The organism is uncultured Dysgonomonas sp. (assembly GCF_900079725.1).
In the GTDB taxonomy this organism is placed as follows: Bacteria; Bacteroidota; Bacteroidia; order Bacteroidales; family Dysgonomonadaceae; genus Dysgonomonas.
This window is the reverse complement of record NZ_LT599032.1, coordinates 330890-344356: the sequence shown is the minus strand read 5'-3', so window position 1 is coordinate 344356 and position 13467 is coordinate 330890. Positions and strand designations below refer to the sequence as shown.

Annotated in this window: 8 protein-coding genes; 4 read left to right on the top strand and 4 right to left on the bottom strand. The window is 40.4% G+C overall.

Going from position 1 to position 13467, the window contains the following annotated elements:
- Nucleotides 1–67 precede the first annotated feature (67 nt).
- The 3 genes from QZL88_RS01370 to QZL88_RS01360 all read left to right on the top strand — a co-directional run bounded on the left by QZL88_RS01370 (nt 68) and on the right by QZL88_RS01360 (nt 6196).
- On the top strand, nt 68–265 hold the full coding sequence (locus QZL88_RS01370) for an Arc family DNA-binding protein (protein WP_296938165.1): 198 nt from the start codon (nt 68–70) through the stop codon (nt 263–265).
- A 370-nt stretch (nt 266–635) separates the two neighbouring features.
- On the top strand, nt 636–5024 hold the full coding sequence (locus QZL88_RS01365) for a translocation/assembly module TamB domain-containing protein (protein ID WP_296938163.1): 4389 nt from the start codon (nt 636–638) through the stop codon (nt 5022–5024).
- Entirely contained in the window at nt 5021–6196 is a 1176-nt protein-coding gene (locus QZL88_RS01360) for an SAM-dependent methyltransferase (RefSeq protein WP_296938161.1), read from the top strand. The genes QZL88_RS01365 and QZL88_RS01360 overlap by 4 nt, the downstream gene beginning before the upstream one ends.
- 59 nt (nt 6197–6255) lie before the next feature.
- Here QZL88_RS01360 and QZL88_RS01355 read toward each other — a convergent pair whose 3' ends face one another.
- From QZL88_RS01355 to QZL88_RS01340, 4 genes are all read right to left on the bottom strand, one after another.
- The gene (locus QZL88_RS01355; RefSeq protein ID WP_296938159.1) at nt 6256–7818 is read right to left on the bottom strand and encodes a flotillin family protein; all 1563 of its coding nucleotides are present in this window, start codon (nt 7816–7818) and stop codon (nt 6256–6258) included.
- 29 nt (nt 7819–7847) lie between these two features.
- Nucleotides 7848–8432 carry an NfeD family protein gene (locus tag QZL88_RS01350; RefSeq protein WP_006801613.1) on the bottom strand — a complete coding sequence of 195 codons (585 nt, stop codon included), beginning with the start codon at nt 8430–8432 and terminating at the stop codon, nt 7848–7850.
- 637 nt (nt 8433–9069) lie between these two features.
- Nucleotides 9070–9303 (bottom strand): hypothetical protein, encoded by a 234-nt coding sequence (locus QZL88_RS01345; protein ID WP_296938155.1) that lies wholly within the window; start codon nt 9301–9303, stop codon nt 9070–9072.
- 66 nt (nt 9304–9369) lie between these two features.
- A complete protein-coding gene (locus tag QZL88_RS01340; protein WP_296938154.1) occupies nt 9370–10215 on the bottom strand; it encodes a methylated-DNA--[protein]-cysteine S-methyltransferase in 846 nt (281 codons plus the stop codon).
- A gap of 732 nt (nt 10216–10947) precedes the next feature.
- Here QZL88_RS01340 and pheT point away from each other — a divergent pair.
- A complete protein-coding gene (pheT, locus tag QZL88_RS01335) occupies nt 10948–13413 on the top strand; it encodes a phenylalanine--tRNA ligase subunit beta (protein WP_296938150.1) in 2466 nt (821 codons plus the stop codon).
- Nucleotides 13414–13467: the final 54 nt, after the last annotated feature.

The following is a 13467-nucleotide window of genomic DNA, read 5'->3' as shown; positions in this document are numbered from 1 at the left end:
AGATTTCAAAATGATATTTTTCAATTTTGAAATCTTTAAATCATTCAATTTTGAAATTAATATTATTGTGGCTAAAAAAGAAAAAGAATCTACTGTAAAAAGTTTCGTCCTGCGTATTGATCCGGAGATGATGGATGCGATCGAAAAATGGGCTGCCGACGAGTTTCGTAGTACCAACGGGCAGATACAGTATATTCTTGATCAAGCACTTCGCAAAGCAGGACGAATAAAAAGGGAGAAGAAACCTAAGACGGATAATGGATGATTGTTACACAAGAAGAACCGGTTGATAAATCGGTTCTTTTTGCGATGAAAAGGATTTTTCTATAAATTATCTTAACTTCATTCCTTTTGTTTAAGATAGCGATATGGGGATAGGGAAAAATCTCATTTTTTTAATACTTTTGCACTATAAAGTAGAAGAAAGTATTTTGTGATATATCTTCGAACAATAACTTGCATTAGTTATTATACTTACCAAAGTAAAAAATAGGTCTGCGACCTTAAAGGAAAGAGTTATAAAACGGTTTAAAAAAATATTTCTCACCATTTTCGGGATAATTTTCGGTCTGATTATCCTGCTGTTTGGCTTATTGAACACATCTGCTGTTCAGGAATACGCCAAAGACCTTATTGTGAAAGAACTGAAGGCTAAATTGGGAACAGAACTAGGGATAGGCAGTCTTCACTTTGAGCCGTTCAATACCATTGCAATCGATAGCTTGTATCTTTACGATCAATCCAATGAGAAGGTTTTGATGGCTGAGAAGGTTTCGGCTGGTGTTGATATTCTTGCCCTTATAAATGGTAAATTAGTAATCACTTCCGCATGGCTTACCGATTTTGAAATCCACTTATCAAAAGATAGTACAAGTGCGCCGTTGAATATACAGTATGTAATTGATGCATTCAAATCGAAAGATGATAAACCGAAGGCAAAACTGGATATAAAACTGAATGCGATCAATCTGTCTAACGGCCGCTTTTCATATGATGTAAAAGACCGCCCTTTAAAGGATAATCAATTTGACGTAAATCACATACAAGTATCCGCTTTAGACGCTAAGTTCACTGTAAAGTCAGTATTGGAAGACTCGCTAAATATTCAGGTGAAAAAAATTAGCCTGAAGGAAAGAAGCGGACTGGAAATATCTAACCTTGTATTTAGAGTAATAAGTCAGGATAAAAAGATATCGGTCAGGGGATTTGAGTTGAACCTGCCATCTTCCTATCTGGCGTTGGAAAGATGCGAAATAGATCTTACGCCTACCAGTGATACAGCTAAAATACTCGATTATGCAGTTATCGATTGCCGGGTAGCATCCTCATACATCGCTCCGAAAGATATCGCAGCATTTGCGCCTGTATTACAGAACTTCAAAGACTTAGTTAATATACGCGCACATATTTCAGGTTCGTTCGATAATCTGACTCTCTCGGAATTGTCTGTGGACTATGGGGAAAAGATGCATTTGATAGCTAATGCGGAGGTCAAAGATATAAGGGATTCCGAAAAAACGTATCTTTTGGGCAGTGTTGATGAATTAACTATCGGAGTCAGAGAAGTCGAAAGCATTCTTAATAACTTTTCTAAAAACAAGACTCAATTACCACCTCAATTACAAAAGCTGGGTACTCTATCGTTTATAGGTGATATTTCGGGCTATTTAAAACAACTTACAGCTTTTGGTAGTTTGGATACTGACTTAGGTATTGTCAAAACAGATGTGCTTTTTGGTCTGAATCCTAGAAATGGTATAAGTTCCTTTGTGCATGGGAAAGTTTATACGTCAGACTTTGAACTGGGAAAACTTCTAGATAACAAAGATCTGAATAAGATATCATTTAATTTGTCTGTCGATTTAGAAAAACCCACATATGGTAAAATCCGTGGGACGGCGGACGGAGATATTCACAATTTCGATTTCAAGGGATATACATATAAAGAAATTTCGCTGGATGCTGCTTACGACGGTTTACGGGTAGACGGACAACTGGATGTAAATGATGAGAACGGTATATTAAATGTAAATGGGTTGTTTGATCTGACAGATAAAGAGAATCCGGAGTTGAATTTCAAAGCCAGAGTAAAGAACGTTCAGCTGGCTAATCTGCATTTGGCCGAAAAGATGCAGCATTCTTATCTCTCTTTTGCTATAGATGCAGATTTTATAGGTAGCCATATCGATAATGCAGAAGGATATGTAAGGATAGACTCTATAGATTTTATCAGGGAAGATAAGTTATTTCAGATGGATAGTCTTGTTGCAAGGGTTGCCGGTTTTCCCGACAATCGCAGGTTGAGTATAAGGTCTGATTTACTAAAAGGAGATATCAATGGGGTATATTCCATGTCATCGATGATAAATAGTGTGAAGCAGACATTGAGCATGTATTTGCCCGCCTTGATAAGACCTGATAATAAGAAAAGACCGGAAGAGAAGCCGAATATGCTTAATTTTGACTTACAGATAAACAATAGTGAATCATTAAGCAATATACTCAATCTGCCCGTAACAATATTGAGTACATCGAAAGTAATCGGGTCTTATAATAATATAAATGACAGGTTTAACCTCGAAATATTTGCCCCCTCGGTAAAAGCTGCGGGTATGAGTATACAGTCGGGATATATTGCCATACGCAATCCGCACGATACAATAGATGCTAAGATTAATGTATTGATCGCAGGTAAGAAAAATACAATCAACGACGTTGCCATCAACGCTAAAGTGAAGGATAACCTGATCAATACCAATATATCGCTTGTGAATACAGGTGCGCAGAAAGCCAGGGGGAATTTCTCTATAAATACGCTGCTCACTAAAAATGAAGCAGAGCCGCTCAGGGTAGATATAAACACCTTGCCTAGCGAATTGTTGTTGAACAATGCCGATTGGAAGATGAACCAGTCGCATATAGCGATACAGGATGGCTTGGTGGCTGTGGATAATTTCCGGATATATAATGAAGATGGCAGTCAGGAGGTAAAAGTGAATGGGAAATATACCCAAAAAGATTCGAACGACATATTAAAAGCCGAACTCAAAAATATTAACCTCGAATATGTTTTCCAGACTTTGGCTATAGACGCTCTCCAGTTTGGCGGGGCAGCCACAGGCAGCCTGTTCGTGTCTAGTATAGAGAAAAAACCATATGCCAATACACGCCTCGAAATAACCGATTTTAAATTTAACGGGGCGGAATTAGGTAAACTGAATATATTCAGCGAACTGGATGATGAGACAAATCAGGTTATGCTCGACGGACTTATTGTGAGCAAGGAAAATAAGCGGACAAAAGTAGATGGAACTCTAGACCCTGTAAAACAGAGGTTATCCATTAATTTCGATGCCGATAGCATTAATATCGGTTTCCTGAATAAGTATGCTGAAACGATTTTTGATAATATAACAGGTCGGGGTACAGGTAAAGTACATCTGTATGGCGACTTTTCGAATGTAACGGTGGAAGGGAAAGCATTTATAAAAGACGGAAGTATGGGAATCCGTTTTTTGAATACCCGCTATTCATTTTCCGATACTGTTTATTTGAAGAAAGATCTTATCTATTTTAATGATATAACACTGATAGACCAATTCAATAACAGAGCGCATGCAAGTGGAAAAGTGGCGCATGATTTTTTCAGTAAGTTTATGTATCAGGTCGACTTGAGGGCCGATAATTTCCTTGTATATAATGCTTCATCATCCGTAAATCCTTTGTTTCATGGGAAAGTGTTTGGTAGCGGGAATGGTACTATAGGTGGTGATGAAAGTGCTGTGGATGTAAATATCAGAATGCGTACAGAACCCAATACCCTTGTACGTATGAATTTTATGGAAGATGTGGTTACCGAATATTCATTTATAACATATAAGGAAAAACAGGACCAAGATACGGTTAAACAGGCAAAGCCATCGATGCTGGCACCCCGTAATGATACGGGAATGGACATCAATATGAATATTTATGCTGATGTAACTCCTGATGCTACTTTAGAACTGTTGATGGACCCTGTGGGCGGCGATATACTGAGGGGAACCGGTAGCGGGGCTATGCGTTTCGAATGGAATCTGAAGTCCTCTCCACGTCTTTATGGTACATATAATATCAATAGAGGAAGTTATAATTTCACTTTCCAGCGACTGATGGAAAGACGGTTCGATATTCAGGATGGAAGCAATGTACAATTCAGAGGAGACCCATTTGACGCAACCCTGAATGTGAGTGCTGTATATAAAGTGAATGCGAGTCTTAACGATTTGGATGATGATTTGGCTAAAAGGGTAGGGCAAACAACTATCCCGGTCAATTGCGTACTCAATCTGAGTGGTCCGCTCAAGCACCCTAATGTAGACCTGGATATAGCATTGCCATCTACAGATGCGGAGGTAGAGCGACAGGTGAAAAATCTGTTGAATACGCAGGACGAAATAAATAAACAGGTTGCATACTTGCTGATATTATCCAAATTCAAAGCGCCTAATTATGCTACGCCGGGTGCACAGACATCAGATTTTGCAGCAGTGGCTTCTGCTACCTTATCCAATCAGTTGACAAAAATAGTGAGCAACATCGATGACAGATGGCAACTGGGTACAAACATACGGTATAGTGATGCTGAATTGATGTATACGGAGGCTGAATTGTTATTGTCGAGTAAATTATTGAACGACAGGCTCCTTATAAATGGAAACTTCGGTTACCGAAACGACATTAATTTGAAAAATGAAGCCATGATAACCGATATAGACATCGAATACTTACTCAATAATGCCGGTACATGGCGCATAAAGGCTTACAATCACTATAACGAGAAATTTTACTATCTGGATCATGCGACACAAACGCAAGGTGTGGGTATCATCTATAAGAAAGATTTTGACGGGCTGCAAGATTTGTTCAATTATCCATGGATAAGGCACAAAAAAGATACCGTCTTGCCACCTCCTCCAATTGTGCCAGACTCTACACAGAAAGGCAGTGCGTTAAGTCCTTTCATCAAGATGAAGAAAAAATGAACCTCAGTGACGAATTAAAGGCTTTTATACGTACCCATGAGGCTGATGATGTGCATTCGCTCGCTTTACAGGCAAAGCAATATGCCGATATAGATATGCAAATGGCTATTCGTCAGATTGCCGGACGCAAGATAGCTAAAGAGAAAATACCTTCATGGCATGCCAATAACAACATAGTTTATCCGAAACACCTGTCGATGGAACAATGCTCGTCGGAGCAGACAGCACGTTTTAAGGCTTCGCTATGCCGTGGAGAATCTATGGCTGATCTTACCGGAGGTTTCGGGGTAGATTGTTCTTTTCTTGCACATAGTTTCAAGGATGTCACTTATGTAGAGCAACAATCGGAATTGACTGAAATAGCTGTCCATAACTTTAAAATATTGGAGCAGGATATAAAGGTGGTAAATGAAGATGCGGTAAAGTATCTGTCGGCCATGTCTCCTGCCAGCCTGATATATATTGATCCTGCCCGCAGGGATAATACCGGGAAAAAGACAGTACAGATAGACGACTGTACTCCGAACATTCTCGATATAGAATCGTTGCTGGAAGAAAAATCGGAACAGGTAATGATAAAGTTGTCGCCGATGCTGGATATTTCTCTTGCAGTAAGATCAATGAAATCTGTATCGGATGTGTATATTATCAGCGTGAATAATGAGTGCAAAGAGTTGCTCTTTATCAAGAAGAGGGGAAATACGGATAAAACTCTCTACCATTGCGTAAACATACAGAATAGTAATACGGATATCTACACTTTCCGGAAAGAGGATGAAGACGATCTCTTTTTAGATTATGCTACTAAAATTGCAAAATACCTGTATGAACCTAATGCGTCGATTCTGAAAGGCGGTGCATACAAAAGTATTGCAAAGGCTTATTCTCTGGACAAGCTTAACCCCAGTAGCCATCTGTATGTGTCGGATGTATTGTGTGAGAATTTCCCGGGGCGTAAGTTTATTGTCGATAATATCTGTTCTCTGAATAAGAAAGATGTAAAAGATTTTTTGACAGGTATTAAGCAGGCGAATATTACTACTCGTAATTTTCCTTTGTCCGTTCAGGAAATAAGGAAAAAAACAGGCCTGAAAGATGGCGGAGATATATACATATTTGCCACCACATTAGCCGATGACAGGAAGGTATTGTTGATTTGCCGTAAAGCCTGAATATAAAAAAGCCTCACAGAATTCTTCCTGCAAGGCTTTTCTTCAATTATTTACTGCTATTATTTTTTCTTTTTCTCATCTTCAGCAGGTGTAGGAGCCAGTGGGATTATTACCTCTTTATCCTTTTCCGCCTGTCCTTTCAGATAAGACGGAAGATTCATTCCTGCCATTCCGAATAAGTCGTTCAATGGCGGTACAGATTTCATCAGGCCGGATATAAAGTTGGCAGTAGATGTTCTGCCATCGTCGCCCGCACCATTTCCTGTATCCCAGACAGTAACTTTATCAATTTTGATATTCTTAACGGCCTCAACCTGAGTTTTAACCAGTTCAGGCAATTTCTCTATCAACAATAGCTGGTAAGCTGCCACAGGATCACCTTTTGCCGCATTTACCACATCCTTGTAACCTTCTGCCTGTTTGGTCAGTATTTCATACAAACCGCGTGCTTCCGCATCCATTTTGGCGAAGATAGCGTCTGCATCTCCTTTAGCCTGTTCACGTACACGTTCGGCAGCAGCCTGCGCTTCAATGATTATTCTTTGTTTTTCTATCTCGGCAGGAACAACAACATTGGCTATCTGTGTCGAACGCTCTCTTTCCGAACGTGCCAACTCAGCTTTTTGTTCAGCCAGATATGCTTCTTCGAGAGCCTTTGCCTGTTGTACTTTTTCTGCGGCAACAGCCAAGCGCGCGGCTTCGGCTTCTTTTTCGCGACGAAGGGCATCTGAACCGGCGATCTCAATTTTGGCAGTATTCTCTCCTTTAACGGCGATAGCGTTTGCTTCGGCTGTTTTTACACGGGTATCTCTGTCTGCTTCAGCTTTACCAATAGACTCGTCTCTGGCAGCACCTGCAATGCTTACTTCTCTGTCCTTTTGAGCCACAGCGATGGATACATCCCTGTCTCTGTGAGTTTCGGCGATTTGTACATCGCGCATTCTGTCGGCGACAGCCTTACCTGTTTCCCCGATTTTTTCTTGTTCTGCCACACTGATTTTGGCTTCATTGATCGCCTTTGCAGCAGCTTCTTTTCCTAAAGCCTCTATGTAGCCTGATTCGTCATTGATATCGGTAACGTTTACATTTATCAGTTTCAGACCTATCTTGCGTAACTCTGTGTCAACATTTTTCGCAATGTTATCTAAGAATTTGTCGCGGTCGGAGTTGATTTCTTCAATCATCATGGTCGCGATAACCAAACGCAATTGTCCGAACAGGATGTCTTTAGCCAGTTCCTGTATTTGCGAAGTAGTCAGGCCAAGAAGTCTTTCTGCCGCATTATTCATATTTTCCTTTTCGGTGGAAATGGCGATTGTAAAGCGGCACGGAACATCTACACGGATATTCTGTTTACTCAGTGCGCTGGTCAGGTTGGCTTCGATAGATATCGGTTTCAAATCCAGATATGCGAAATCCTGTATAACGGGAATAATGAATGCACCGCCACCGTGAATACATTTGGCTGATGCACCACCTGTCTTTCCATATACTACCAGGATTTTATCGGACGGACATCGTTTATATCTCGATATCATCGCCAAAGCAGTAACAATGAGGACAACAACCAGAACTACAACCAGTATTCCGACGCCTCCTCCATTTAATAGATCTTCAAACATGTTAGTATAAATTATATGAGTTAAAAAAATTAGTTATTCATATTACTGAATGGCTCTACGACCAATATATCCCCTTCTATGCCGATAATCTTCACCAATGATCCGCTTTTTAGCGCTTCGCCGGCTGTTGTAACGGCATATAATTCACGGGAAGAACCTTTCACACTGACAAATATTTTTCCTCTTCCACTTTTTGATGCGGGAATATTCATATATACGTCTGCGGTTTTCCCTATTGTGTCTTCCATCTTGAATGTATTATCCTCGGATAGTTTCCAGATAAAACGCATTATGACAAAGAAAAGCAATATGAACACACTTCCTACCAAAAAGGATACTATGCCCACTACGAACTTGCTTTCGAATGCATTGTATAATACCGCGCCTGTCCATCCGAATCCTAAAAGGAAATTAATCAGATTACGGAGAGAGAATAACTGAAATGGAGCATCTGCACTATCCAGATTGCCGTCAAAGTCGGCATCTACTCCTGTATCGGAATCGGCACCAATAAAAGTCATAATGGTCTGGATTATAAATATAACACTAGCTCCTATGGCTACATACCAATAAAACTGTTGTGTAGCGTCCATACTTGAAAAAAACTCTTTCATGGCAGTTCTTTGTTAATAGGTAAAAGAAAGTATTTAATGATAAATTGTCGAATTATAACTCACTTTTGTTGTTTTGCTTACTAAAGTAATAAATAGGTCTGTGACCTTAGTTTATTTCGCTATTTTTAGCTTAATACAAAAATAAGATTTTTTCCGAAATATACAATAGTTTTGAAAGGTTATGAAATAAAAATATTTCGGAGAGTTTGATTTTTTTGATATTAATGAGAATCAGTCGTTGAGTTTTAATGTTCAATTACATTAGTCGTTTTTCGTGACTCGGCATAATCAAAATAAATTTTGCTTCTGCTCTCGCTACTTAAAATGTTGGATTCTTTCTACATTTTTCCTACGCGGAATTGAAAATTCCTTGTATCACTTTTGGCCAAAGCCGCAAAAGTAATCAAAAACTCTTTAGCGCCCGCTTCAAAGGCCGAACCGTTAACAGCAGAGACGGCTAAACGAAAAAACTCGCTGGAAAGTTTCTGATACCCGAATTGTCGGATAAGCTCAAACACGTTTTCGTTTTTTATCCTTTCTCTTCTGACGGGTGCCCGTCCATAAAGCTAACGGCGCGGGCTGACGCATATTTTATTCTCGAAAGGGTCTACCCTACTATGGCGTCAGCAGACGCGCATTAGTTCCGTAGGCGGGTACCCACGCAGTGAAGACGGCGTAGAAAGGGACGGGGCGATAGCCTGTTTGTCACTTTCAGCCGGCAAACCGATTGTGGGTCGCCGAGGAACTTAGCGCTAGCTTTTTGCTTCCTTTTGGGCAATGCCAAAAGGAAGGACAAGCCCAGGAGGGCGCGGCAGTAATGAGCCTTGTCATAAAACAAACGAAGATTGTAGTTGTGTTTAAAAGAATCCAACGTTAAAACTCAACGACTGATTCTATTATTAATAAAGAAATCTCTCGCAAAGATGCAAAACGCTTTTCAACGATTATGTATGTTTATATTTTCCCATCCTATTATTGCAGCCTTACGGCTGCTATCCCAGTGATACTGACCGAATGCACCCGAAGATAGTATTACCCGGTGGCAGGGAATAAGGTATGCAACAGGGTTGTCGCCCACGGCAGAACCTACAGCCCTGCTTGCCTTGGGGTTGCCTGTTTGTCTGGCAATGTCGCTATAAGTTAATAGTTTACCCCTTGGTATTTTCAGTAGGGATTCCCATACTTTGAGCTGAAAATCGGTACCTTTCACATGTAGTTTTATTTGTTCCGGTTGTTGCCAGTCTTGTTTGAATATATATAGTGCGCTTTGTTGATTGTTATCTGTCAGTTGTTTATAGTCTGCGTTCGGGAATATTCTTTGTAATTCTTCCAGCGCGATCATTTCATTATCAGAAAAAGCCATATAGCAAATACCTTTCGCTGTAGATGCTATCAGAATTTCGCCGAAGGGTGTTTCTGCAAAACTGTAGTTGATAGTCAGGTTTTCTCCACCGTTTTTATATTCTCCGGGCGTCATTCCTTCTATTTTTACAAACAGGTCATGTAAGCGTCCTGTACCCGATAAACCGACTTCAAAAGCAGTATCGAAGAGTGTGGCGCGGCTCTCTTTGAGTATCTTCTTGGCATTTTCGACGCTGATGTATTGGAGAAACTTTTTAGGGCTTACTCCCGCCCATTCGGTAAACATACGTTGAAGATGGTAAGGGCTAAGGGCAACATGGGCAGCTATATCGTCCAAACCGGGTTGCGATCTGTAATTATCATTTATATATCCGATAGCATCTTTGATGCGGTCGAAATCTATATTGTTTTGCTGGTTCATAAGGAACAAATTTAAATATTATAAAGCGAAGTTAGGGTAGGGGAATTAGAAAATAAACCCGATTCTTGCGGAAAATAATTATCTATATATGATAGCTTTTAGCTGTTAGTTCTTTGATGTATTGATTAGAGCAGTTACGAGTTAGAAGTTTTGTCGCCTCGCGTCATTGGCATATTAGTATATCTGTTACCTTTGTTACTTTTTGAAAGACTGTAGAGGCGAATTGAAAATCGGCGGAGCTAAATATCTTCCACCCGAAATAGAAAAAGGTTTGCGGGCGGAAAATATTCCGCCCCCTACTCGTATTTTGTAACAAAACTGTCAGATGTGTCAGGTTTTAACTAAATATAGTTGACAAACGTGAACGGGGTAATAAATTACAAGTTTTGTCGCTTCGCACCGCTATCAGCTAATAGCAGAAATATCTGTTACCTTTGTTACCTTTTTGAATTGAAAATTGAGAATGGAAAGTTGAAAAATGTTGGACAAGATGTATAAAGAGGATTTTATTGTTAACAGATAACTGCTGATTGCTAACTGATATATATCTTACTTTTGTTACCTTTTATATCTTATGTATGTTGTTTGCTTATTTCTGATTACTGTTTACTAAAATATATTTTGTATTTTTGACGGACTTTTTTTGAACGTTTCAAAAAGCAATATCAGAAGCAACATTTATTTTGATTGTGTTGAGTGCAAATGAAATAAAAAAATATAAACTATCATATAATGAATATTTCGTACAATTGGTTGAAAGATTACCTTGATTTCGATTTAACTCCGGAGGAAACATCCGCTGCCCTTACATCTTTGGGTTTGGAAACAGGCGGTGTGGAAGAAGTAGAAACTGTCAAAGGCGGGCTGGAAGGCCTTGTTATCGGTGAAGTGCTTACTTGTATGGATCATCCCGATTCCGACCACCTGCATGTAACCACCGTTAACGTGGGACAGGAAGAACCGTTGCAGATTGTTTGCGGCGCACCGAATGTAGCTGCCGGACAGAAAGTAGTGGTTGCTCTTGTGGGTACTAAACTGTATCAGGGTGAAGAATCGTTTACAATCAAGAAATCCAAAATCAGGGGTACGGAATCTTTCGGGATGATATGTGCCGAAGATGAAATCGGTATCGGTACCAGCCATGAGGGAATTATCGTATTGCTGGCCGATGCGAAGATAGGAATGCCGGCCAAAGAATATTACAATATCAAAAGCGATTATATTCTCGAAGTAGATATTACGCCTAACCGTATAGACGGAGCGTCGCATTACGGTGTAGCCCGCGATCTGGAAGCCTATTTGCGTCAGAATAAACTGAAAGGGGCGCTCACATTGCCATCTGTGGATGACTTCAAGATCGATGAACCGACGGGTGCAATTACTGTAAGGGTAGAAAACACAGAGGCTTGTCCGCGTTATGCAGGACTTACAATCCGGGGTGTGAAAGTAACCGAAAGTCCCGACTGGCTGAAAGAAAAGCTTACCCTTATCGGCCAGAGGCCTATTAATAATGTGGTAGATATCACCAACTATGTATTGCATAGCATGGGGCATCCGCTTCATGCTTTCGATGTGGCTCATATCACAGGCGGAGAAGTAATTGTGAGGACATTACCCGAAGGTACCAAATTCGTTACGCTCGATGAAGTGGAGCGTACCCTTAGCGACAGGGACCTGATGATATGCAATGATAAAGAGGGTATGTGTATCGGAGGTGTATTTGGAGGAATGAAATCGGGTGTGACTGAAAGTACAACAGAGGTGTTTCTGGAATCAGCCTATTTTAATCCTACATGGATACGCAAAACAGCGCGCCGTCACGGACTGAATACGGATGCGTCTTTCCACTTCGAGCGTGGATGCGATCCTAACGATACGATCTATGTGCTGAAATATGCTGCAATGCTGATAAAAGAGATTGCAGGAGGTAAGATTACGGGAGATATTCAGGACGTATATCCTAATCCTGTGGCGAAGCCGATTGTAAAATTATCATACGAGAAGGTGAACTCACTTATAGGTAAGGCTATAGACAAGCAAACGGTGAGGTCCATACTGAATAATCTGGAAATGGTTATCACAGAAGAAAGCGATGATATGCTCACTATTGAGATACCGACATACCGTGTAGATGTGCTGCGTGATGTGGACGTGATAGAAGACATACTGCGTGTATATGGCTACAATAATATAGAGATAGGCGATAACCTGAAATCGAACCTGTCATACGAAACTCCTACCGATAAGGGATATGATCTCCAGAATCTGGTTTCGGAGCAATTGACAGGAAGCGGGTTTAATGAGATAATGAACAACTCACTTACGAAAGAGGCTTACTATACCGATTCAGGGGTATATCCTGCTTCTAAGTGTGTGTATCTGCTCAACCCGTTGAGTACCGACCTGAATGTTATGCGCCAGACGCTTATTTACGGAGGATTGGAGAGTATTGCTTATAACCGTAATCGGCAGAATCCCGATATCCGTTTCTACGAATTTGGAAATTGCTATTTCTATGATGCCGAAAAGAAAATGGAAGGTGAAACACTGAGAGAATATAGCGAGGAATACCATCTAGGTATATGGCTCAGCGGAAGCAGCATAGATAATAGCTGGACGTCGGCTAATGAAAAATCGTCTGTTTTCCAGTTGAAGGCCTATGTGGAAAATATACTCGCCCGTTTGGGGATATCTGTCTCTAAATATGATTATGAGCAGTTTTCGAATGAGATATTCAGCACGGCTATAGCTATCCAGGCAAAGGGTAAAGGAAAATCGCTGGGTGTATTGGGTATCGTAAACAAAAAGCTGCTTAAAGCACAGGATATAAGTGTCGAGGTCTATTTTGCAGAACTAAATTGGGATGCGTTGATGAAGGAGATCAGGAAGAATACGATCACTTATTCGGAGATATCTAAGTTCCCGGCTGTGAAAAGGGATTTGGCATTGCTACTGGATGAGGCTGTATTGTTCGACCAGATAGAAAAAATAGCATACAAGGCGGAGCGCAAGTTGCTGAAAGAGGTAAGACTGTTTGATGTGTATGAGGGTAAGAATCTGCCTGAAGGCAAGAAGTCGTATGCTGTGAAGTTTGTATTGCAGGACGATGAAAAGACGCTTAACGACAAACAGATAGATGCCATTATGCAGAAGATACAGAAGTCGCTGGAGAGTGAACTCGGTGCACAATTGAGATAAGGTTCGCAAAAAGGACATATATAAAAAAGCGATAAGGTATTGATCCTTATCGCT

Coding starts and splice junctions, on each gene's coding strand:
- QZL88_RS01360 (WP_296938161.1), top strand. CDS start 5,021: ATGAACCTCAGTGACGAATTAAAGGCTTTTATACGTACCCATGAGGCT.
- QZL88_RS01355 (WP_296938159.1), bottom strand. CDS start 7,818: ATGTTTGAAGATCTATTAAATGGAGGAGGCGTCGGAATACTGGTTGTA.
- QZL88_RS01350 (WP_006801613.1), bottom strand. CDS start 8,432: ATGAAAGAGTTTTTTTCAAGTATGGACGCTACACAACAGTTTTATTGG.
- QZL88_RS01340 (WP_296938154.1), bottom strand. CDS start 10,215: ATGAACCAGCAAAACAATATAGATTTCGACCGCATCAAAGATGCTATC.
- pheT (WP_296938150.1), top strand. CDS start 10,948: ATGAATATTTCGTACAATTGGTTGAAAGATTACCTTGATTTCGATTTA.